The sequence below is a fragment of the Rhodoferax sp. U2-2l genome, from assembly GCF_020594515.1.
Classification (GTDB): domain Bacteria; phylum Pseudomonadota; class Gammaproteobacteria; order Burkholderiales; family Burkholderiaceae_C; genus Rhodoferax.
The window spans coordinates 22,892-45,648 of the sequence record NZ_JAJCTH010000020.1 but is presented as its reverse complement, the minus strand read 5'-3'; the positions used below and the strand labels follow the sequence as shown (position 1 = coordinate 45,648).

The 22,757-nt window shown below is 62.5% G+C and carries 19 protein-coding genes and 1 tRNA gene; 7 read left to right on the top strand and 13 right to left on the bottom strand.

What is annotated here, in order from left to right; translation table 11 throughout:
* Positions 1–74: 74 nt before the first annotated feature.
* From LHU53_RS17070 to LHU53_RS17055, 4 genes are all read right to left on the bottom strand, one after another.
* A complete protein-coding gene (locus LHU53_RS17070; protein ID WP_227333994.1) occupies positions 75–899 on the bottom strand; it encodes a hypothetical protein in 825 nt (274 codons plus the stop codon).
* A gap of 132 nt (positions 900–1,031) precedes the next feature.
* The gene (gene miaB / locus LHU53_RS17065) at positions 1,032–2,387 is read right to left on the bottom strand and encodes a tRNA (N6-isopentenyl adenosine(37)-C2)-methylthiotransferase MiaB (RefSeq protein WP_227333993.1); all 1,356 of its coding nucleotides are present in this window, start codon (positions 2,385–2,387) and stop codon (positions 1,032–1,034) included.
* Between the two features lie 179 nt (positions 2,388–2,566).
* Positions 2,567–3,010: a hypothetical protein gene (locus LHU53_RS17060; RefSeq protein WP_227333992.1), complete on the bottom strand. Its 444-nt coding sequence runs from the start codon at positions 3,008–3,010 to the stop codon at positions 2,567–2,569.
* Positions 3,011–3,184: 174 nt separating this feature from the next.
* Positions 3,185–4,444, bottom strand: coding sequence for a DEAD/DEAH box helicase (locus tag LHU53_RS17055; RefSeq protein WP_227333991.1), 1,260 nt, complete (start codon positions 4,442–4,444; stop codon positions 3,185–3,187).
* A 177-nt stretch (positions 4,445–4,621) separates the two neighbouring features.
* On the opposite strand from LHU53_RS17055, the gene LHU53_RS17050 reads away from it, so the two are divergent.
* Entirely contained in the window at positions 4,622–4,948 is a 327-nt protein-coding gene (locus LHU53_RS17050) for a DUF6172 family protein (protein WP_227333990.1), read from the top strand.
* 17 nt (positions 4,949–4,965) lie between these two features.
* Here LHU53_RS17050 and LHU53_RS17045 read toward each other — a convergent pair whose 3' ends face one another.
* The 9 genes from LHU53_RS17045 to LHU53_RS17005 all read right to left on the bottom strand — a co-directional run bounded on the left by LHU53_RS17045 (position 4,966) and on the right by LHU53_RS17005 (position 14,553).
* The gene (locus LHU53_RS17045; protein WP_227333989.1) at positions 4,966–6,096 is read right to left on the bottom strand and encodes an ABC transporter permease; all 1,131 of its coding nucleotides are present in this window, start codon (positions 6,094–6,096) and stop codon (positions 4,966–4,968) included.
* On the bottom strand, positions 6,096–7,283 hold the full coding sequence (locus LHU53_RS17040) for an ABC transporter permease (protein WP_227333988.1): 1,188 nt from the start codon (positions 7,281–7,283) through the stop codon (positions 6,096–6,098). Before LHU53_RS17040 ends, LHU53_RS17045 begins: the two co-directional genes overlap by 1 nt.
* Before the next feature lie 22 nt (positions 7,284–7,305).
* Positions 7,306–8,289 (bottom strand): HlyD family secretion protein, encoded by a 984-nt coding sequence (locus LHU53_RS17035; RefSeq protein WP_227333987.1) that lies wholly within the window; start codon positions 8,287–8,289, stop codon positions 7,306–7,308.
* Entirely contained in the window at positions 8,286–9,686 is a 1,401-nt protein-coding gene (locus LHU53_RS17030) for a TolC family protein (RefSeq protein ID WP_227333986.1), read from the bottom strand. The genes LHU53_RS17035 and LHU53_RS17030 overlap by 4 nt, the downstream gene beginning before the upstream one ends.
* A 183-nt stretch (positions 9,687–9,869) precedes the next feature.
* Positions 9,870–9,946 (bottom strand) — tRNA-Met (locus LHU53_RS17025).
* 55 nt (positions 9,947–10,001) lie between these two features.
* Complete coding sequence (locus LHU53_RS17020) at positions 10,002–10,781, bottom strand: enoyl-CoA hydratase (protein WP_227333985.1); 780 nt, start codon at positions 10,779–10,781, stop codon at positions 10,002–10,004.
* An 81-nt stretch (positions 10,782–10,862) separates the two neighbouring features.
* Positions 10,863–12,686, bottom strand: coding sequence for a M61 family metallopeptidase (locus LHU53_RS17015; RefSeq protein WP_227333984.1), 1,824 nt, complete (start codon positions 12,684–12,686; stop codon positions 10,863–10,865).
* Positions 12,683–13,411 carry a DsbC family protein gene (locus LHU53_RS17010; protein ID WP_227333983.1) on the bottom strand — a complete coding sequence of 243 codons (729 nt, stop codon included), beginning with the start codon at positions 13,409–13,411 and terminating at the stop codon, positions 12,683–12,685. The genes LHU53_RS17015 and LHU53_RS17010 overlap by 4 nt, the downstream gene beginning before the upstream one ends.
* Positions 13,412–13,440: 29 nt before the next feature.
* The gene (locus tag LHU53_RS17005; protein WP_227333982.1) at positions 13,441–14,553 is read right to left on the bottom strand and encodes an FAD-dependent monooxygenase; all 1,113 of its coding nucleotides are present in this window, start codon (positions 14,551–14,553) and stop codon (positions 13,441–13,443) included.
* A gap of 112 nt (positions 14,554–14,665) precedes the next feature.
* Here LHU53_RS17005 and ychF point away from each other — a divergent pair, with 112 nt between their 5' ends.
* From ychF to nirB, 6 genes are all read left to right on the top strand, one after another.
* Positions 14,666–15,760 carry a redox-regulated ATPase YchF gene (ychF, locus tag LHU53_RS17000; RefSeq protein ID WP_227334038.1) on the top strand — a complete coding sequence of 365 codons (1,095 nt, stop codon included), beginning with the start codon at positions 14,666–14,668 and terminating at the stop codon, positions 15,758–15,760.
* 177 nt (positions 15,761–15,937) lie between these two features.
* Entirely contained in the window at positions 15,938–16,585 is a 648-nt protein-coding gene (locus tag LHU53_RS16995) for an ANTAR domain-containing response regulator (RefSeq protein WP_227333981.1), read from the top strand.
* A 299-nt stretch (positions 16,586–16,884) separates the two neighbouring features.
* Positions 16,885–18,129 (top strand): CmpA/NrtA family ABC transporter substrate-binding protein, encoded by a 1,245-nt coding sequence (locus tag LHU53_RS16990; RefSeq protein WP_227333980.1) that lies wholly within the window; start codon positions 16,885–16,887, stop codon positions 18,127–18,129.
* A 9-nt stretch (positions 18,130–18,138) separates the two neighbouring features.
* Positions 18,139–19,071 carry a nitrate ABC transporter permease gene (ntrB, locus tag LHU53_RS16985; RefSeq protein ID WP_227333979.1) on the top strand — a complete coding sequence of 311 codons (933 nt, stop codon included), beginning with the start codon at positions 18,139–18,141 and terminating at the stop codon, positions 19,069–19,071.
* 139 nt (positions 19,072–19,210) lie between these two features.
* A complete protein-coding gene (locus tag LHU53_RS16980; RefSeq protein ID WP_227333978.1) occupies positions 19,211–20,047 on the top strand; it encodes an ABC transporter ATP-binding protein in 837 nt (278 codons plus the stop codon).
* A gap of 115 nt (positions 20,048–20,162) precedes the next feature.
* A complete protein-coding gene (gene nirB, locus LHU53_RS16975) occupies positions 20,163–22,640 on the top strand; it encodes a nitrite reductase large subunit NirB (RefSeq protein ID WP_227333977.1) in 2,478 nt (825 codons plus the stop codon).
* The last annotated feature ends 117 nt before the right edge of the window (positions 22,641–22,757 follow it).

The window sequence follows — 22,757 nt, the reverse complement described above, 5'->3', positions numbered from 1 at the left end:
ATGTGGCGCTCGGACCTGTCCTGAATCAAGGAAATCCGCCGCGGCCCGCCCGGGCGTTGCGTCGTTGCGCCGGGTTAAACCGTCTCTTGCGAGTCCACTTGGGACCCTGATGCCGTGGCGCTGGCGTTTGGCGGGCGCGAACTGCTGCCGTGGCTGCGCCTGGAGGCGTGGCGTTGCGCACGGGCGATGCGCCGCTCGGCGCGCTTGGCTGATTTCCAGCGGATAAAGTTGTACAGCAGCTTGACCAGATAACCCACCACGTACAGCACCACCAGGCCGATCAGCCACGGTGTGACTTGATCAATCAGCTTTTCGCGCATCATGCTGGCCGTTTCGCGGTCCAGCTGGGCTTGTGCTGCGGTTTTGGGTGGGCCCGGGTCCTGGGTGGCGGGTACGTCCCACTGGCCAGGGCCCTTGGCGGAGGCGGCTTTGTCCTGGTCGCTCCATTGATTTTTATCCAGACCCAGATCGGTTTTCAAATCGTGCAAGGCTTCCACCGCACCAGATTCAACCAGCTGGTCGTACACCGGGCGAACACTTTCCTTGATGGCGCTGTGAATGGAGGTGTTGGTGCCCGGGGCGGCTGTGGTGCCGGGCGGTGCCTGCGTTGCCGGGCCTGCGGGTGGCGTCAGTGTGCGGTCAGTGGCTTGAGCGGGCGCTCGCTTCGGGTCAGCGGTGTTCGCTGTTGTCGGCGAAACCGACATGTCATGGATGGGGGGTGGTGCGGACTCCAGCGTGACCAGTTGGCTGGTGTCGGTGGTGGCCTCGGCGGTATGGGCGCCGTCATGCAGAACCACCGGCTCGGCATCTGCCGTGAGGGGTAAAACCAGGCACAGTGCACAGATTACGGCCAACTGCGCGCTGGCTGGCCGAATCCGACGTGATGATCTTTGGTGCATAACGCCAGTGAGGTTGCAGGACCATGAAAAACTGGAGCGTTAAGGCGCACACCGCATCCAGCCGCTGGTGGGTGTTGCCCGGGGGCCGGCAGACACCGCCATCGGAAATTCTAGCGTTGCGCCCGGGTCTTGTCAGAGCGTTTCACGGGTCAGCACCTCGCCGCGCAGCGTGTAGGTGCGGGTCTCAGAAATGGTCACGTCCACCATTTGCCCGATCAGACGCGGCTGGCCGATGAAGTTGACCACCCGGTTGCATTCGGTGCGGCCCATCAGTTCGCCACCATCGCGTTTGGAAGCGCCTTCCACCAGAATGCGCTGCACCGTGCCAACCATGCCAGCGCTGATGTGCGCCATGTGGGTGTTGATGTTGGCCTGCACCTCTTGCAGGCGGCGCAGCTTGACCTCATGCGACGTGTCATCCGTCAGGTTGGCAGCCGGTGTGCCTGGGCGCGGGCTGAAGATGAAGCTGAACGAGTTGTCAAAGCCCACGTCCTCCATCAGTTTCATGAGTTTGGCGTGGTCATCTTCGGTTTCACCCGGAAAACCGACGATGAAGTCGGAACTCAGTGCCATGTTGGGCCGGATCGCGCGCAATTTGCGCACCGTGCTTTTGTATTCCATGGCGGTGTAGCCGCGTTTCATGGCCATCAGGATCCGGTCGGAGCCGTGTTGCACCGGCAGGTGCAGGTGGCTGACCAGTTTGGGCAGCTTCTCGTAAGCGGCAATCAGTGCGGGGGTGAACTCGTTGGGATGGCTGGTGACATAACGCAGGCGCTCCACGCCAGGGATGTCGCAGACATATTCCAGCAGGGTGGCAAAGTCAGCCATCTCGCCCGTGCTGCCCGCCGCGCCCGCGTGGCAGATCATCTTGGCGCGCCAGGCGTTCACGTTCTGACCCAGCAGGGTGATCTCTTTGACGCCCTGGTCCGCCAGGCCCGCCACCTCCACCAGAATGTCTTCAAACGGCCGATGGATTTCCTCGCCGCGGGTGTAGGGCACCACGCAATAGCTACAGTATTTGGAGCAACCTTCCATGATGCTCACAAACGCGCTGGCGCCTTCCACACGCGCGGGCGGCAGGTGGTCAAATTTTTCGATCTCGGGAAAGCTGATGTCCACCTGCGAGCGGTTCAGGCGCGCACGTTCATCCAGCATCTGCGGCAGGCGGTGCAGCGTTTGCGGGCCAAACACCACGTCCACATAAGGTGCGCGGGCGATGATGGCCTCACCCTCCTGGCTGGCCACGCAACCGCCCACGCCGATGAGCGCACCCTTTTTCTTCAGGTGCTTGACGCGGCCCAGGTCAGAAAACACCTTCTCTTGCGCTTTTTCTCGCACCGAGCAGGTGTTGAACAGGATCAGGTCGGCTTCTTCGATGTTGTCGGTGGGCTCGTAACCCTGTGCGGCGCCGAGCACGTCGCTCATCTTGTCCGAGTCATACTCGTTCATTTGGCAGCCGTAGGTTTTGATGAAGACTTTTTTGTTCATGGTCGAGGAAGGGTCAATTTATTGGTTGGGAGAGCTGTCCGGCCTGATGGCCCCAGGGCACAAGGCCGATCTGGCGTCAAAAAAGACAGCTGACAGACTGGAGGCGGCTGCGGGTCATCGCCTTGGCAACCACCGTCGAGCCGACAGGTGATCTTCAGGCAACCCGCGGCAAAAGCGGCTTAGCGGGTGGCTGGGGGCTCGGGGGAGCGCCGCTGGTCGGCTGCCCGCTGCAGGTCAGATTCAAAACGGATGTTGGTCAGGGTGTCGAGCCCGGCGCGTTTTTGCTGTGCCTCGGCCGGGTTCAGGATCCATACTTCATGGATCAGCCCCTGCGGCTCGGTCACATAGTTCACCAGCAACTTTTTGCCGACCAGGCTGGCCGACATCACGATCAGGTTGTTGGTGCCTTTGATGCGCGCGCCCGGCGACAGGCGTTTCGGCTGGCCGTTGAGCAAAATGTTGGGTGGCGCCACCACCTCTAATTGGCCACGCAGCGCTTTGGGCGGAAACGTGCGCACCGCGCCTTGCGCGTCAGCCGCCGATGGCCACAAACAAGCAGCACCGGTCAGGCACAAGGTCAGAAGCAGCAGGGGAGTTTTCAGGGTACGGAGCCAGCGGTTCATGGTGTTCATCCAGAGGCTGTTTGAGGGAGCGCTAGTTTAACTGTCGTGGCTTGATTGAACGTCACGCAGCAGATTGGGTTCAACGTGTTGGACTGGCGTGGGCCACAGCCACTCACGGCAGGGCCACGGGGGCCGTGCGCGCGTGGCTACCGTCCAACCACAGACCGCATCGGATCAGTCGTTTTTCAGAACGGCAGCGGCGCGCAGCTTGTCCTTCTTGTTTGGGCGTTTGCCTTTGACGCCGCCACTTCCCTGGCCAGCAGGCGCATCCGGCGAAGTGGCTGCCGACGGTGCCACCTCTTGCGCCTCGAAACCGGGCACACTTTCCAGCGCCAGTTGCACCTGCTGCCGCCTCTCGATCAGCCGCCAGTGGGCTTGGGTCGCGGCGCTGACAAAACTCACCGCCAAGCCGGGCTCACCGGCGCGACCCGTGCGGCCAATGCGGTGGGTGTAGTCCTGGGTCGAACGTGGCAGGTCAAAGTTGACCACCACAGGCAGGCCCACAATGTCGAGCCCGCGCGCGGCCACATCGGTGGCCACCACCACCTGCAGGCGCTCTGCCTTGAAGTCGGTCAGCACCTGGCTGCGTTTGCCCTGGCTCAATTCACCATGGAAGGGCTCGGCGGTGAGCCCACCCTTGCGCAATTTGTCGGCGACGATCTCGGCGGCAAACTTGGTGGCGACAAACACCACGGTGCGCTCCCAGCTGTGTTGTTGGATCAAATGGCGCAGCAGCTGGGTGCGTTTGGGGGTGTCCACGGCGATGGCGCGCTGGACAATCTCCACGGGTTGTTGTTGGCTGGCATCCACCTCGACCCGCACCGCGTTGTGCAGCAGTGTGTGCGCCAGGGCTTGCACCGCTGGGCTGAAGGTGGCCGAGAAGAACAGGTTTTGCCGCTGGGTCGGCAACAAGGCCAGCAGTTGGGCCAGCTCCTCGGCAAAGCCCAGGTCGAGCATGCGGTCGGCCTCGTCGAGCACCAGCAGCTTGACCTGGTCGAGTTTGAGCGCGTTGTGTGCCACCAGGTCCAGCAGTCGCCCGGGCGTGGCCACCACCACGTCGGTACCTCCGCGCAAGCCCATCATTTGTGGGTTGATCGAAACACCGCCAAAAAACACCGACACCTTGACCCGCTGTGGCAGGTGCTGCGCGAGCGACTGGATCACCTCACCGACCTGGGTTGCCAGCTCCCGCGTGGGCACCAGCACCAGGGCCTGTGCTGGGCGCACCCGGCTGGTGCTAACTTGTAAACGCTGCAACAGCGGCAGGGCAAAGGCCAGGGTTTTGCCGGAGCCGGTCTGCGCCGAGCCCAGCACATCCTGCCCGGCCAGGGCAGGGGGGATCGCGCCTTGCTGGATCGGGGTCGGGCTGCTGTGGCCCAGTTGGGAAAGCGCGGCCAGCAGGGCGGGCGAAAGGCCCAGGGAGGGAAAAGTCATGGTGTGCTCAAAGAGTCAAAAAGGTGGCGGGCCGAGGGATGGCGCAGCATCAAGGGCGCAGGTGTAACACAAGCGGGCGGGGTTTTGGCCACCCATGTGGGGGCAAGCCGCATAATCGACCCCCTGCGAATCCTGTGAGCCTGTGAGGCTCGGGTTCAGATTGATGCAAAGGACACCGTGAAAAAAACATTCAAAATCAACATCGAAGGAAAAAACCGTGACCGCGTGCTGGACGCCACCAAACACGAAATTCGCCAGTACATGAAGCGCGAGCGCAACAAGGCCTTGCCCGAGGGTGTCGATTTCTGGGACTTTGACTGCCGCTTTGGCCGCAGCGAAGACAGCGCTGAGGCCGTGCATGTGGCCAACATCACGGCCCTGATCGACGCGGCAGCGTCAGACGGTGCAGATGCTTTTTACCTGGAGTTGCTGGCTAAACCCGGGGTGCGCAAGGCGCGTGATCCAGCGGGCCAGGGTGATGGCGAGTCGTCTCTGGACGATTGAGTCGTTGAAATAGCTGCTCAGGGTTGGCGCAGACGCGTGACCCGCAGCAGCCAGCCACCGCAACCCAGCGCCAACAGGCTCAACAGTCCCAGCAACCCGGCCACATCCGACAGCGGTGCCCCCATCTGGTTGAGTTTGAGCGAGGCCTGAATCCCGGCGGTGCTCGGAAACAGCCAGCGCAGATGCTGCAGAAGTGGGGGCAAGGACTCACTGGGCCACGAAAAGCCCGAGACAAAAATCACCGGCAGCGCGGTGAACAACAACACCTGTAGGGCCCGTTCGCGGTTGCCAAACCAGACCCCTAGCAAGGCGCCGAGGGTGCAGATGGCCGGTACATAACAGGCCAGCAGCACCAGGGCACCGCCAGGATTGCCACCACGCGGGAAGTCCTGCAACCAGTAGATCCAGCCAAAGTACAGCAGCCCATTGGCCCAGCCGACTGTGCAAAATGCTAGCAACCGGCCCAGCCAGGTGAAGGCGTCAGCACGGTTTTGACCCGTTTCACACCACAAGCCCACCAGCATGCCCACGCCCATCAGCAGGGTTTGTTGCAGGATCAGCAAGGCCACGGCGGGCACCACATAACTGCCATAGCCTTCGGTCGGGTTGAACAAGGCCACCAGTTGGGTGCTGATCGGGCTGCGGCTAGCCTGGGCCTGCAAGGCGCCTTGCCCTGCGGCCTCCAGTTTGGCGATCTCAACCCCGGCGGACACGGTGCCAATGGCTTCTGAAAACCCGTACGACACCGCTTTGTTGAGCAGCGCATAGCTGCCGTTGGCCTGCACCGTAACGACGGCCGGTGTGCCGCGCAACACGCTGCGTTTGAGATCTCGCGGCAGAACAGCAAAACCTTCGATTTCACCGACCCACAGGGCTTGTTGCGCGGTATGTTCGTCGCCTGTGATCAGGCGCACCTCAACACGTGGGCTGGCCTGCACATAACGCGTGATTTGGCGCGAGAGATTGCTGTGGTCCAGGTCCACCACCGCCACCGGCACGCGGGTCACGACCTGGGTGCCATAAGGCCAGGGGTAAAAAAAGCCATAAATCAGCGGCGCCAGGCCCAAAATCAGCACCACGCCTTTGTCGCTTGCTATGGTTTTTAGCGTGGCCAGCCAGGCCTGCCAGAGTCTGGACAAAGCACTCATCAGCGGCCACCCCAGCGCTCGGGTTGCCGCGCTGCCCGCACCAGCAGCAGCGCTGACAAAGCCCCCAGCACAGGCGTGGCCAGCCACAGCCCCGCCAAACTCAGGCTGCTGTAGCGCAGTGGCGCGCCCATTTGCAGCTGCTCCATTTGCAGTCGGATGTAGTGGGTGTAGGGCAGCATCTCAGCCCAGCCACGCGCCAGCACCGGCATCGACTGCAGCGGAAACCCGACCCCGCTGAAGGCAAAGGCGGGTGCGGTGATAAAGCCGGTGGCCGAAAGTGCAGTGCGTAAAGACAGCGTACCCGCCGCGACTGCCGCGCCCATCACCAGGGACAAGGCCAGCAGGCCCCACAAGCCCAACAGCACCCAGGCCAGAGAGCCGGTTGGAAACCAGCCGCGCCCCCAGGTCAGGCCCAGCAGGCTGGCCGTGCCCACCAGCCCGAGGCTGATGAAGGGCCAGGCCAGCTTGCCTAGCAGCGCGGCGCTGGCGCTTGGCCAGCCCGGTGAGTCACCCAGCCACTGTCCCAGCGTGGCATCACGCAGTTCACGCCCCACGGCCCAGGCCCCGGCGGTCATGGCCAAGATGTGCAACAGCGCCGGGATCAGCGCGGCGGCCAGAAACTGTTCGTAGTTGAGTGAGACGTTGAACAGTGTCACCAGCTGGGTCTGGATCGGCTCCATCGCCACCCGCGTGGTCAGCGCAGGCTGGCCGCGTTTGTTGCGTGCGCTCATCTCGACCCCAGCCGAGAGGGTGGCCACTGCGGTGCGCACATCACGCTGGATCAGGCCCGAATGGGTGCCTAGCTGGGCGTTGTGCAACAGGGTGACCTGCGCTGCCTGGCCGAGCTTGACTTGGCGCGAAAAGTCGGGTGGGATGCTCACCACCGCATAGACCTCGGTACGCCGCAGCGCTTGCGTGGCTTGGGCGGTGTCGTCGTAACTGGCCACCAGTTTCAGGCCCGGTGTGGCGTCCAGAAAACGACTCAGCTGGCGCGACAAGGCCGAATGGTCCTGGTCCATCACTGCAATCGGCAACTGCTGAGGCAGGCCAGCAGAGAATATCCAGCCCATGACCGCGCAGGCCAGCAGCGGCACCCAGGAAACCATGGCCAAGTCCCACGGGCAAGCGCGCAACCGTCTGGCCTCGCGCCGGGCGCTGTTGACCAGGGTGCACCAGAAGCTTGTCATGCCACGCTGCTGGGCAGGCAGATCACTGCACCAGCACACTCATTCCGGGGCGCGCGCCTTCGATGCGCGCCAGCGGCCGGGCCTTGACTTCAAAGGTGCGGGCATCAAAACCTTGCCCGGCGCGGGTGGCGCGCCAGGTGGCGAAATCGGGCAAGACCGCGGTGTAGAACACCTTGAAGCGCACCTGCTGCTTGCCCAGCGCGGGCAACACCGCGTCAAACTCACTGCCGTTGGCAAAACGCTGTAGGCGGTCTTCACGCACATTGAGCACCACCCATTGGTCGGCCAGGTCCACCACCGTGACCACCGCCACACCCTGGGCGGAGAGTTCGCCCACCTTGGCCAGCACCTTGGCCACCTCACCGGCCACCGGGCTTTTCAACGCGGTTTCGTCCTGGGCTGCTTGCACCTCGGCCACCACGCCGGTGACCTGTTGCACCTGTGCCTTGGCGGCGGCCTTGTCTTCGGCCCGTGCGCCCGCGCGGGCCAGCTCGTACTGGGCTTTGGCGGCCAGCGCCTGGTCGCGTGAGGTGCTGAAGTTGGCATAAGCCTCGTCGCGTTTCTGGTCCGCCACCAAACCTTCTTTGGCCAGACCGGCCACACGTTTGTACGAGACCTCGGCCAGTTCAGCGGCTGACTGGGCACGTTGCCACTGCAGCCGCGCCATCTCGATCTCCTGCGGGCGGGCGCCGTTCTGGGCTTTGTCAGACAGGGCCTGGGCCGCCTGTTGGGCACCGGTAGCCTGGGCCAGCTTGGCGCTCACTTCGGGGCTGTTGGTGCGCATCAGCGTGCTGCCTACCTGAACCTGGTCACCTTCCTGGACCAGCACCTCGGCGATGCGGGCCGTGACTTTGGGCGCAATGTCGGTCTCATGCGCCTCCATCTGGCCTTGAAACACTTCCGGTGCGGGCTGGCTGGCTTGCCAGAACCCATAGGCCAGCAGGGCCACCACGGCAGCGGCTGCAAGGCCCAGTGCCACATTTTTCACGGGTCGGCTTGTTGTCATGATCCCTCTATCCTCACATCGGCACGGCTGGCATAACGGCTGAAGCTGTCAGACAGGCCGCAGCTCTCGAGCAAACTGGCCAGGGCCAGCACATAGTCGTAGGCTACCTGGGCGCGTTCGGTTTCCACCTTGGCCAGGTTGACGTCGGCATCCATCAGCTCCAGCACGGTGCCGGTGCCTTCGCGCAAGGCGGCGCGGCGCAGGCGCAGCACCTCTTTGGCCAGGGTCACACCGGGCTCGGTGGCCAAAAACTGGCGCCGTGTCTGTTCCACCTGGCGCCAGTTCTTCTCGACCAGCAGGCTGATGTCGCTGCGTGCTTGTTGCTCGGTGCGTTGAGCTTGTTCAATCTGCTTGGCTGAGGCGGCGGCCAGCAGGTCACGGTCGACCGCATCAAATAACGTCCAGCGCACGCCGACCCCGGCCACCCAATCGGCCTGGCCGGTTTGCAACTGACGCTGACCAAAGGCAAACACCTGGGGTTTGCGCAAACCTTCCTGGCCCTGGTGCAACTGTTCGGCCTGCGCCTGTTTGGCCGCCACCTTGGCCAGCCCGGGGTGGCGTGACAGTGCTTCGGATAAAAAATGGGTCAGCGGCTCCACCGGCTGGGTCAACACAAACAGCGGGGTGGCTGGTGTCACCAGCGCCTCCATCTGCAGCGTGCGTGCCAGGGCCACGGCAGCCAGTTCGGCATCACTGCGGGCTTTCTGGGCCTGGCGCCGGGCTTCTTCGAGCGCGACCTGCGCTTGCAGCCGTTCGACCCGCGAGATCACGCCTGAGGCCAGCATCTTGGCGGTCGCCGCATCGTGTTGACTGATGTCATCCAGTGCCGCCTGGCGCAAACCAGCCGCCCGGGCGCTGAGCTGGGCGCCAAAATAACGCTGCACCAGTTGGGTCATCAGCGTTTGGCCGGTTTTGTCGGCATCGGCACGGGCTTCGTCGCCTTGCGCCTGCACAAAACCACGCACCGAGTCGGCCACACCACCGGTGTAGAGCGGCCAGACGAAGGAGATGTTTTTGGTGGTGCCGGTGTCCGATCGGTTGTAGCTGTAGCTCGACGGCAACTGCGGCAGGCTGATGCCCATGGCGTGCAGTGATGGGGGCAGCTGCTGGCCGATCTGGGACAGGCTTTTGTTGACCGTGTCCAGATTCACATCCAGGTTCAGGTTGTAGGCGTACGCAGCGGCGCTCAGCTGCACCACCGGCCCGCCCAGGCCCTGGAGGCCTTGGGACTGCAGGGCTTTGCTGTCGACACCGGCTTGGGCCGCAGCCAGCTGGTCGGAGCCGGATTGGGCACGTTCCCAGGCTGACTCAAACGTCAGCGAAGGGGCTTGAGCCTGCGTCAGCCCACACAGGGTCGACAGCAGGCCAGCCAGTAACACACCAAATTGGGGCTTCATGTATCAGGTGCCTTTTTGGGTGGCGCGTGGCGTGCGCCCGAAGGGTTCAATCACCGCTGCTTGGCAAACATCGCCCGCCAGGGGGTGCAACTGCGCCAGTCATGTCATTGACTAGGTGTGAAGCAAGAAAAAAACCCGCCAGGCTGGGGAGCATGCGGGTTTTGAGTTTTGGGTAAAAATCTTTGGTGGTGATAGGTGGATTTGAACCACCGACATCAGCATTATGAATGCTGCGCTCTAACCAGCTGAGCTATATCACCAACGAGGCGAGATTATAGCGGGAAGAAATGGCCATTTGGCAAGGTGGGTTGTCCGTTATAGGTGACTGAAGTTGGCTTTGCGTTTGTTGACAAACGCGTCCATGCCCTCTTTCTGGTCGGCCGTGGCAAACAACGCGTGGAACAGGCGGCGCTCAAACATCACACCATCACTCAAGCTGCCTTCAAAGGCGCGGTTGACCGACTCCTTGGCCGCCATGACCGCGATCTGCGAGAACTCGCTGATCATCAGGGCCGCGCCCAGGGCCTCGTCCATCAGCTTGTCCAGCGGCACCACACGGCTGACCAGTCCGGCGCGTTCGGCCTCGACTGCGTCCATCATGCGCCCGGTCAGCGCCATGTCCATGGCCTTGGCTTTGCCCACTGCGCGTGGCAGGCGCTGGGTGCCACCGGCGCCAGGGATGATGCCGAGTTTGATCTCGGGCTGGCCGAACTTGGCGTTGTCGGCGGCGATGATGAAGTCACACATCATCGCCAGCTCACAACCCCCACCCAGCGCAAAGCCACTCACCGCAGCAATCACCGGTTTGCGCACGCTGCGGATGGCTTCCCAGTTACGGGTGATGAAGTCGCCCTTGTAGGCATCGGCAAAGCTGTAGCTGGCCATGGCACCGATGTCGGCACCGGCGGCAAAAGCTTTTTCGCTGCCGGTGATGATCGTGCAGGCAATGGCGCTGTCCGCGTCAAAGGCCTGAAGCGCGGCGCCCAGCTCGCTCATCAGCTGGTCGTTGAGCGCGTTGAGTTGTTTGGGGCGGTTCAGGGTGATGATGCCGACCTTGCCGGCTTCCACGCGCACATGGATCATTTCATAGCTCATGCTGGCTCCTTGACGTTGTTGAATTTTTGGACACGTGATGGGCGCCAGCGCGTCAGGACGTGGCGCTGGCCGTCATCAAAGTCACTTCGCGGCAGGGCGCAGCCATGCATCGATCCGGGTCGTGTCCCGGGCCGAGAGTTTGATCTGTTTCACGTCATCGGGCAAGCCAAGCTGGAGCGTGATCAGGCGCTGGTCCCGCGCCACCAGGGCTTGCAGGGTTTTGGCCGGGCCCAGGTACAGCGGCAGGTCATCCAGCTTGTTGAGCCGCCAGCCGGTTGCTGGCCGGCCCTGACCCGCACCGGCTTGCAGGCCGATCCACTCGTCACCCGCGGCAAAACCAGCCTGTTCCGCCGCGCTGCCACGTAGCACACTCTTGATGCGGATGCCGCCCGACTCAGACACCTTGATGCCCAGTTGCTCGGCCAGCCCTGCTGTGACCTGCTCGTAGTTCACGCCGTGCGAGGTCAACAGCTCTTGCAGGGGCAACTCGGCGGTGCTGTGCACCCACGTGGCGAGGCGCTCGGCATACGACGCACCCGACAGGTCTTGCAACACCGCCAGCAGGTCGGATTCCAGCATCGGGCCGCCGTTGCAGCGCTGCCACAGCGCCCGCATGACAGCGTCCAGGCTGGTTTGGCTGCCTTGGCGCAGGCTCAGGTCCAGGCACAGCGCCACCAGCGCGCCCTTGGTGTAGTAGCTGATGGTGGCGTTGGCGCTGTTTTCGTCCTGCCGGTAGTATTTGACCCAGGCGTCAAAACTGGCCTGCGCCACACTTTGCACCCGGCGGCCCGGGGTCTGCAACACGGCGTTGATGGTTTTGGCCAACAGCGTCAGGTAGGTGGCGGTGTCGATCAGTCCGGCGCGGCGCAGCAGCAGGTCGTCGTAATAACTGGTGAAACCTTCAAAAAACCACAGCAACTCGGTGTAGTTTTCGCTTCCATAGTCATAGCGAGCGAACTCGGCGGGGCGAAGGCGCTTGACGTTCCATGTGTGAAAGTACTCGTGGCTGATCAAGCCCAGCAAGCTGGTGTAGCCGTCGCCCGCGCCCAGGGTCTGGCTCTGTCCCAGGCGTGGCAAGTCGGCGCGTTTGCAGATCAGCGCGGTGCTGTGGCGGTGCTCCAGCCCGCCGTAGCTGTTGTCCACTGCGTTGAGCATGAAGACGTAACGGTCGTGTGGGGCGCGGCGTTGGGCGCTTTTGCTTTTGGCGCGCTGGCCGTGCCAGAAGTCGATTTCAGCCTCGCAAATGGCTTGTGTATCGGCCAGCAGGCGCGCGCCGTCAAAACTGGCGCTGGCGCCAGCCACCACAAAACGGTGCGGCACGCCACGGGCCACAAAGCTGCCGCTCCAGAAGGCGCCCATCTCCACCGGTGAGTCGACCAGTTCGTCGTAGTCAGCTGCCAGGTAGCTGCCGAAACCCCTGGCGTTGACTTTCTCGAAAGGCAAGGCGGTGGCGGCGTGCCAGTCTTTGGGCCAACCGTCGCTGGCCATCGTCAGGCGATGGGGTTGGTCTTCCTGGCCATGGACTTTGAGGCACAGGCTGGTGCCGTTGAAAAAACCGCGCTGCGTGTCCAGCCAGGCGGTGCGCACCGAGTTGTCAAAGGCATACACCTCGTAACGTAGCACCAGGGGTTGGTCTGGCGCGCAGGCCAGTTGCCAGGTGGCCTTGTCCAACTGGGTGACGGCCACTGCGGTTTGGCCTTGTTGCGCGCTCAAGCCCTGCAGGTGTTTGGCAAACTCGCGCACCAGGTAGCTGCCGGCAATCCACACGGGCAAGCTCACCCGCTGCTGTGCCGCCGGGCGGTGGATGGTCAGCGTGACGGCGTACAGATGGGCGTGCAGGCTGTGTGCACGCACCTGATAGTGCAGGCCAGGGCGTGTGCTGGCGCGTGACGCGGCGGTACTCATTGGCCAGCCGCCTGCGCCAGCCGCAGTTCCACCTGGTCGGCGTCAATGGCACCGGGCACGCGGCTGCCGTCGGCAAACACCAGGGTCGGTGTGCCGGTGATCTTGTGCTTTTTACCCAGCGCGATGTTGCGGTCCACCGCTGTGCTGTCACATTTGGCGGGGGCGGGCGACACGCCGTTGAGCATCCAGTCGTGCCAGGCTTTGGGTTTGTCTTTGGCGCACCAGATGGCTTTGGATTTGTCGACCGAGCCCGGCCCCAGCACCGGGTACAGATACAGATAAACGGTGACGTTGTCCACCTTGAGCAGGCTTTGCTCAAAGCGCTTGCAGTAGCCGCAGTTGGGGTCTTCAAACACCGCCAGCTTGCGTTTGCCGTTGCCGCGCACGATGGTGACAGCGTCTTTGACCGGCAGCGTGTCAAAGCGGATGGCGCTGAGCTTGTCGACACGTTCTTCGGTCAGGTTGCGGCGCTGCTTGGTGTCGATCAGGTTGCCTTGCAGCAGGTAGTCGCCCTGTGCGTCGGTGTACAGGATGTCGGTGCCGTTGAACCGGATTTCGTAAACCCCGTTGATCGGCGTTTTGCTGATCTCGTCAATCTTGCCCAGCTGCGGCAAGCGCTCAGCCAGGTTTTTGCGGATGGCGGTCTCCTGCGCGAAGGCGTTGCCCAAGCTGCAGGCGATCAGCAGCGCAGCACAGGCGATCAGGGGGGTATGAGTTCGTTTCATCGTCTTCCAGTTAAAAAACTTGCAAGGGCTCACAAGCCCATGGCGTAGCGCGCGGCCCATTGCTTGGCCAGGCCGCTGCGCTCAAAACCGTTCATGCCCCAGTTGCGCAGCGCTTGCCAGGTGGGGCTGCTCTTGGAAAACAGCTGTTGCAGGCCGTCCATGGCCAGCGCGGCGGCGCTCACCTCGGCGCGGCGGGTGCGCTCGTACTGGCGCATCAGCTTGGGGTCGTTGACGGGGCGCCAGGCGGCGCGCGTCTGCAGGATGCGCGCCAGCTCGGCCACATCGCCTAGCCCCAGGTTCAGGCCTTGTCCGGCCAGCGGATGCACGGCGTGGGCGGCATCACCGGCCAGTGCCCAGGTGGTGCCGTCGGGGGCGGTGCCGATCCAGCGGCTGGCTTGGGAGGCCATCAGCGGCCAGGCCACGCGCTCGCTGGCCAACTGCAGGCCGCCCAGGCAGTGGCCGCTGACCTGTGCCAGTTCCTGGCAAAAATCCTCGGTGCTGGCGTCCAGCAAGCTCTGCACACGGCTTTCCTTGACCGACCAGACGATGCCCACCGTGTGGCCGTGCTCGCCGTCCAGCGGCAGGAAGGCCAGAATTTCACCCTCCGTAAACCATTGGCGCGCGGTTTGGCCGTGGGCCAGCTCGGTGGTCAGGCGTGCGGCAATGGCGCGCTGCGGGTAGTGCGCCACGTCAAAGGCCACACCGAGTTCGTCGCGTGTGCGGCTGCTTTTGCCTTCACACACCACCGTCAGGGTGGCGGGCATGGGGTGGTCAATCACCTCAATCTGCGGCTGATAACGCACCGCCTCGGCCAGTCGCGCCTCCAGCAGCGGCACGTCCACAATCCAGGTCAGCGCATCCACCGCCAGGTCGTTGGCAGAAAAGTTGACCACGCCGCCGTCGTCACCCAGCACCTGCATCTGCGTCACTGCGGTGGCGTGCTGGGCGTCGGGCCAGCAGCGCACCGATGCCAGCAGGGTTTTGGATTTGGCATTGAGCGCATAGGCGCGCACGTCGGGCCCGTGAGCGGCTGGTCGGTGGGTCACCAGCCCGACGTTCAGCCGCTCACGGGCCAGCAACAAGGCCAGGGTGTGGCCGACAATGCCGCCGCCCCGGATGCAGATGTCATATGGGTGTTTCATGGCGGATGATTGTAGAAGTGCCCCGGTGGCCTCATGGATAATCCAGGGTTTAGCCAGACGCTCTCGCAGCGGCTACCGGCCGGCGAGCCAGCGCGCTCCCCAACTCGATAGGATTTGTATGAAATGTGGCATCGTGGGCTTGCCCAACGTCGGTAAATCGACCCTGTTCAACGCACTCACCAAGGCGGGCATTGCGGCGGAGAACTACCCTTTTTGCACGATTGAGCCCAATGTGGGCATCGTCGAGGTGCCGGACCCGCGCCTGGACGCGCTGGCAGCCATTGTCAACCCGCAGAAGATCCAGCGCGCCATCGTCGAGTTTGTGGACATTGCCGGCTTGGTGGCCGGGGCCAGTACGGGCGAAGGCCTGGGCAACAAGTTTCTGGCACACATCCGCGAAACCGATGCCACCATCAATGTGGTGCGCTGTTTTGAAGATGACAACGTGGTGCATGTGGCGGGCAGGGTGGACCCGATTTCCGACATCGAAGTGATCCAGACCGAGCTGTGCCTGGCCGACCTGAGTACGGTGGACAAGGCTTTGGCGCGTTATCAGAAAGCGGCCAAGTCGGGCGGTGACAAGGAGGCGATGAAGCTGGTGAGCATTTTGGAGCGCTGCCAGGCCGCCCTGAATGAAGCCAAGCCGGTGCGCACGCTGGATTTCACCAAGGAAGAACTGCCGCTGCTCAAGCAGTTGTTCCTGATCACCGCCAAACCGGCGATGTTTGTTGCCAACGTGTCGGAAGACGGTTTTGAGAACAACCCGTTCCTGGACCGGCTCACCGCCTACGCCCACGCGCAAAACGCGCCGGTGGTGGCCATCAGCGCCAAGCTGGAGGCCGAGATGGCCGAGATGAGTGACGACGACCGGCTGATGTTCCTCGAAGAACTCGGCTTGCACGAGCCGGGCCTGAACCGCCTGATCCGCGCAGCGTACGACCTGCTGGGCTTGCAGACCTATTTCACCGCTGGCGTGAAAGAGGTGCGCGCCTGGACCATTCACAAGGGCGACACCGGCCCGCAAGCGGCTGGCGTGATCCACACCGACTTTGAGAAGGGCTACATCCGCGCCCAGACCATTGCTTATGAAGATTTCATCAGCTTCAAGGGTGAGCAGGGCGCCAAGGACGCCGGCAAGATGCGCGCCGAAGGCAAGGACTACGTCGTCAAGGACGGCGACGTGATGAACTTCCTTTTCAGCTCCTAAGTCGTCCATCCCTTGCCCACCGCAGGCGCGTTTGTCGCCTGCCCACAGAGTCTGTTGGCCAGGCCAAGCCTCTGAACGCGTTGGCCGACGGACGCCACCGGGCAGAGATGTCATCTTGTCCGCTGCGACGATGTGCCGCGCTGTGGGGTGGTGGCGCATTTTTTGCGTGTAGCGAGCATGGCTGAGGCGCTTCGAATTGTTGTCATCGCACCTGACCTGGACACGACCGAGAGTTCAGGTGAGCAGGCGCTTGCCCTGGCAGAACGCTCGCGCAGCCTGCGCATCGGCCTGTTGCAAAGCGGCTTTAACCTGGTGGCCTCGATCCCGGCCGATGTGTTCTTGACGGAGCGCATCGCGCAATTGCAGCCTGATCTGGTGATTGTGGATGCCGAGAGCGAAGCGCGTGACGCGCTGGAGCATGTGGTGATGGCCACCCGTGACGCGCGCCGACCCATCGTCATGTTCACCAACGACAACGACACCACCCACGTGAAGGCGGCCGTGGCCGCGGGGGTGTCGGCTTACATCGTGGCGGGCTTGTCACCGGAGCGCATCCGCCCGATTCTGGATGTGGCGATCGCCCGTTTCCACCACGAAGAGGCTTTGCGCCAGGAGCTGGCTGATGCCCGCAGCGAGGTGCATGAACTCAGCGCCGAACTGAAAGACCGCAAGGTGATTGACCGCGCCAAGGCCTTGCTGATGGAGCGCCAGCACCTGGGCGAGGGCGAGGCTTATGCCCGTTTGCGCAAAACGGCCATGGACAAAAACCTTCGCCTGGTGGAGGTGGCACAACGCATCCTGGACGTGGCCGACCTGCTGGGTTGAATGGGTGCCTGATGTCAGGCCATCTGGACTGAGATGGTGCGTTGCACAAAAGTGGTGCCTTGTTTTTGGGCATTTCTAAGGCATTTGGTTGAAAAAGCCGCCGAAACGCCTGGCACATTCATTGCGTAGGTAAAAACAAGACCCGCAAGGGTTGTGACCAACACCCCGTCCAATGGCGGGCTGGGTGATGGCCACAAGGACAAAGGCGTCCCCACTGGCATGTTGCTCTTCATGAGCGATGTGCCATGTGAGGACGCCTTTTTTGTTTTCAGCTTTTGAAACCTTGAGAGGAATGTGCCATGACCGATCTTCTGAAATCCAGCCTCAGCCGCCGTGCGGTGCTGCAAACCGCCGCCGTGGGCGCCTTGGGCATCAGCCCGGCGCTGCGCGCCTCGGTGTATGCCGCTGGCTCCGACGCCCCGGAGAAAACCGAGATCAAGATCGGTTTCATCCCGCTGACCGACTGCGCCAGCGTGGTCATGGCGGCTGAACTGGGCCTGGACAAAAAGTACGGCGTCAAGATCATCCCCACCAAAGAAGCCAGCTGGGCCGGTGTGCGTGACAAACTGGTCAACGGTGAGCTGGACTTTGCCCACGTGTTGTACGGCCTGATCTACGGCGTGCACCTGGGCGTGGGTGGCGCCCAAAAAGACATGGCGGTGTTGATGACGCTCAACAACAACGGCCAGGGCCTCACCTTGTCCAAAAAGCTGGCTGACAAAGGTGCGGGCACGCTCGAAGGCCTGGTTGGCCTGATGAAAAAAGAGCCGCGCGAATACACCTTTGCCCAAACCTTCCCCACCGGCACCCACGCCATGTGGCTGTATTACTGGCTGGCCAGCGCCGGTATCAACCCGTTCAAGGATGTCAAAAGCATTGTGGTGCCGCCGCCGCAGATGGTGGCCAACATGCGGGTGGGCAACATGGACGGCTTCAGCGTGGGCGAGCCGTGGAACCACCGCGCCATCATCGACGGCATTGGTGTGAGTGCCGCCACCAGCCAGGACGTCTGGAAAGACCACCCGGAAAAGGTGCTGGGCACCACCGGCGACTTTGTCAAAAAGTACCCCAACACGGCGCGCGCCGTGACGGCGGCCATTCTGGAAGCCAGCCAGTGGATCGACGCCAACTTGTCCAACAAAAACAAGATGGCCGAAACCATTGCCGCCAAGAGCTACGTGAACACCAGCGTGGACGCCATCAACCAGCGCATTCTGGGGCGCTACCAGAACGGCATGGGCAAAACCTGGGACGACCCGAACCACATGAAATTTTTCAACGATGGCGCGGTGAACTTCCCGTACCTGAGTGACGGCATGTGGTTCCTGTCCCAGCACAAACGCTGGGGGCTGCTCAAAGACCACCCTGACTATTTGGCAGTGGCCAAACAGATCAACCAGATCGACATCTACAAACAAGCCGCTGCGGCCAGCAAAACCCCGCTGCCCAAGAGCGACATGCGCACCAGCAAGCTCATCGACGGCGTGGTGTGGGACGGCAAGGACCCGAAGGCTTACGCCGATGGTTTCAAAGTCAAAGTTTAAGGAGACACCATGGCCAGCGCCGTTTTTCATTCACCTTTGGAAGCCGCCGGGGCTGCCCCAGCAGCTTCTGTTGCACCGCACACCACCATGACATCAACCGCGACACACGCCCAGCCAGCCCATCAAGCCGCGGTAAAAAGCAGCCCCAAACCGACTTTTGAATGGCGCAGCCTGTGGCTGGCGGTGTTGCCGCCGGTGCTGGGTTTTGGGTTGCTGGTGGGCATCTGGGCGCTGGTCAGCATCAGCACGGCCAGCAGCATCCCCTCGCCCGCTGACACCTTCCAACAGGCCGTCACCATCTTCAGCGACCCGTTTTACCGCAACGGCCCGAACGACCAGGGCGTGGGCTGGAACATTCTGATGAGCCTAGAGCGTGTGGCCATCGGGTTTGGCCTGGCGGCGCTGGTGGGCATCCCCGCCGGGTTTGCGATTGGCCGTTTTGAGTTTTTGAGCCGCATGTTCAACCCGCTGATCAGCCTGTTGCGGCCGGTGTCGCCGCTGGCTTGGCTGCCTATTGGTCTCCTGGTGTTCCAGGGGGCGAATCCGGCGGCGATCTGGACCATCTTCATCTGCAGCATCTGGCCCATGATCATCAACACCGCCGTGGGCGTGCAACGCGTGCCGCAGGACTACATGAACGTGGCGCGCGTGCTGAACCTGAGTGAATGGAAGATCGTCACCAAGATTCTGTTCCCTTCGGTGCTGCCCTACATGCTGACCGGTGTGCGCCTGGCCGTGGGCACGGCCTGGCTGGTGATTGTGGCGGCCGAGATGCTGACTGGCGGCGTCGGCATCGGCTTCTGGGTGTGGGACGAGTGGAACAACCTGAACGTCAAAAACATCATCATCGCGATTTTTGTGATTGGTGTTGTGGGGTTGATCCTGGAATACGCACTGGTGAAGATCGCCACCGCGTTCACGTTTGAAGAAGTGAAGTCCTGAGACCTTGTGGGACAGACCAAGAATTTACACGCAGTGAAATTTTGCTCCGTCCCCAACCAATCGAATGCCTTGCGGGGCAGACCAAGAGTTACACGAAGTGAACTTTGCTCTGTCTCCAACTGATCAAAAGGAACCCATCATGCACGCCAACCAAACCACCAAGTTCATCGACATCGTGGGTGTCGAGCAAACCTTCAAGACCAAAAAAGGCCCGTTTTGTGCGCTGCAGGGTATCAACCTCACGGTGGCCAAAGGCGAGTTTGTCGCCCTGATCGGCCATTCGGGTTGCGGCAAATCGACCCTGTTGAACCTGATCGCCGGGCTGACGCTGCCCACCCAGGGCCACCTGCTGTGCAACAACCGCGAGATCGCCGGGCCAGGGCCGGACCGTGCGGTGGTGTTCCAGAACCACTCACTGTTGCCCTGGTTGACCTGTTTTGAGAACGTCTACCTGGGTGTGGAGCGGGTGTTTGGTGCGGCTGGCCGCTCCACCGGTGCCGTGTCAGAAACCAAGCCACAACTCACCGAGCGCACCCACGCCGCCCTGGACATGGTCGGCCTGACGCCCGCTGCGCACAAGCGCCCCGGTGAAATCTCGGGCGGCATGAAACAGCGCGTTGGCATTGCCCGCGCCCTGGCGATGGAGCCCAAAGTGCTGCTGATGGACGAACCTTTTGGCGCGCTGGACGCGCTGACCCGCGCCAAGCTGCAAGACGAGTTGCTGGAGATCGTGGCACGCACCCACAGCACGGTGGTGATGGTGACGCACGACGTGGACGAAGCCGTGCTGCTCTCCGACAAGATCGTGATGATGACCAACGGCCCCAGCGCCACCATTGGTGAGGTGCTGACGGTGGAACTGCCGCGCCCGCGCAGCCGGGTTGAGTTGGCCGACAGCGCCCAGTACCTGCACTACCGCAAGACCGTGATCGACTTTTTGTACACCCGGCAAGCGCATGTGGAGAAAGCGGCATGAAAAGCGGCCTGGCACTTTGTCGTCACGGTCTTTGGCTGTCATCCCGGACGCGATCCGGGATCCATGGATTGCGGGTCGAGCCCGCAATGACAACCCCAACACTCAGGAGAACCCCATGGACATGCGCGTAGAACCCAAAACCAGACTCAAACTCGTGATGGTCGGCAACGGCATGGCCGGGGTCCGCACGCTGGAAGAGTTGCTCAAGATCGCCCCGGACCTGTACGACATCACCGTGTTCGGCGCCGAGCCGCACCCCAACTACAACCGCATTTTGCTCAGCCCGGTGTTGGCCGGCGAACAGACGCTGGACGAAATCATCCTGAACCCGTTTGAGTGGTACAGCGACAACCACATCACGTTGCACGCCGGTTGGCGCGTGACTTCGGTGGACCGCGTCAAACGCATCGTGCACGCTGAAAATGCCGCCGGTGAAACCATCAGCACCGGTTACGACCGCCTGTTGTTGTGCACCGGCTCCAACCCCTTCATGCTGCCGCTGCCGGGCAAAGACCTGCAAGGCGTGATTGCCTACCGCGACATCGCCGATACCAATGCCATGATCGACGCGGCCAAAAACTACCAACACGCGGTGGTGATTGGCGGCGGCCTGCTCGGCCTGGAAGCCGCCAACGGCCTGATGCGCCGTGGCATGACGGTGAGTGTGGTGCATGTGATGCCAACGCTCATGGAGCGCCAGCTCGACGTGGTGGCCGGCAAGCTGCTGCAAAAGTCGCTGGAAGAGCGTGGCCTGAACTTCTTGATGGGTGCGCAGACCGAATGTTTCTTGCCCTCCGAATCGACCTCCAGCCCAGGCAGGGTGGGAGCTGTGCGCTTCAAAGATGGTAGCGTGGTGCCGGCGAATCTGGTGGTGATGGCGGTCGGTATCCGGCCGAATACCGAGCTGGCGCAAAGCATGCGCCTGCACTGCGACAAGGGCATTGTGGTCACCGACACCCTGCAAACTATCACCGACGCACGCATCTACAGCGTAGGGGAATGCGCGGCGCACCGGGGCACGGCGTATGGCCTGGTCGCGCCGCTGTTTGAGCAGGCCAAGGTGGCGGCGAACCACCTGGCGCAGTTTGGCATTGGTCGGTATGTCGGCTCACTGACCTCCACCAAACTCAAGGTCACCGGCATCGATTTGTTCAGCGCGGGCAACTTTGTCGGCGGCGAAGGTTTTGAGGAAATCATCATGAGCGACCCCAAGGGCGGGGTCTACAAAAAGCTGGTGCTCAAAGACGACAAATTGGTGGGTGCCTGCCTGTACGGCGACACGGTGGACGGCAGCTGGTATTTCAAGCTGCTGCGCGACGGCCGCCCGATTGCCGACATCCGCGACCGGCTGATGTTTGGTGAAAGCAATGTGGGTGACGTGGGTCACCAGGGCCAGAACAAGGCCGCGGCCATGCTTGATACCGACGAGGTCTGTGGCTGCAACGGTGTCACCAAAGGCACCATCTGCAAAACCATCCGCGAAAAAGGCCTGTTCACCCTGGATGAGGTGCGCAAACACACCAAGGCCAGCGCGTCGTGCGGCTCCTGCACCGGGCTGGTGGAGCAACTGCTGATGTTCACTGCCGGGGCGGACTACTCGGCCACGCCCAAGATGAAAGCCATGTGCGGCTGCACTGACCACGGCCACCAGGCGGTGCGCGACGCCATTCGCACCAACAAGCTGCTCAAGATTGCTGACGTGTTCAGCTTCATGGACTGGAAAACGCCCAACGGCTGCGCCAGTTGCCGCCCGGCGGTGAATTACTACCTGATCAGCACCTGGCCCAAAGACGCCAAAGACGACCCGCAAAGCCGCTTCATCAACGAACGCAGCCACGCCAACATCCAGAAAGACGGCACCTACAGCGTGATCCCGCGCATGTGGGGCGGCGAGACCACGGCGGACGAGCTGCGCCGCATTGCCGACGCCGTGGACAAGTACAACATCCCGACCGTCAAGGTCACCGGCGGCCAGCGTATCGACTTGCTGGGCGTCAAAAAAGAGGATCTGGTCAACGTCTGGAAAGACATCGGCATGCCCAGCGGCCACGCCTACGCCAAGGCCTTGCGCACCGTGAAAACCTGCGTCGGCAGCGAATGGTGCCGCATGGGCACACAAGACAGCACCCAGATGGGCAAAGACCTGGAGCGCGCCATGTGGCGTATGTACGCGCCGCACAAGGTGAAATTTGCCGTGAGCGGTTGCCCGCGCAACTGCGCCGAGGCCGGCATCAAGGACGTGGGCATCATCGGCGTGGATTCGGGCTGGGAGATGTATGTGGCGGGCAACGGCGGCATCAAAACCGAGGTGGCGCACTTTCTGGTGAAGGTCAAAACGTCGGCCGAAGTCATGGAGTTCACTGGCGCGTTTTGCGAGTTGTACCGGCAAGAGGGCTGGTACCTGGAGCGCACCGTGCACTACGTGAACCGTGTGGGTCTGGATTACGTCAAGAAACGCATCGTGGAAGACGCTGCGGGGCGTAAGGCGCTGTGGGAACAGTTGCAGTTTGCGCTGGACGGCGAACCTGACCCGTGGTTTGAGTTTGACAAGGCGGCGGTGGACACGCGGCAGTTTGCAGCGGTGAACGCGTGAGCCCAGGTTGATGCATACCACCGATATTCCCCGGAGCCTGGGCGGCAGCGGATTCTGCTCCGTGGACATGCCTCAGCCAGAGGCTACGGCTCTTCAATCCGTCCGAGCCTGCGCTGG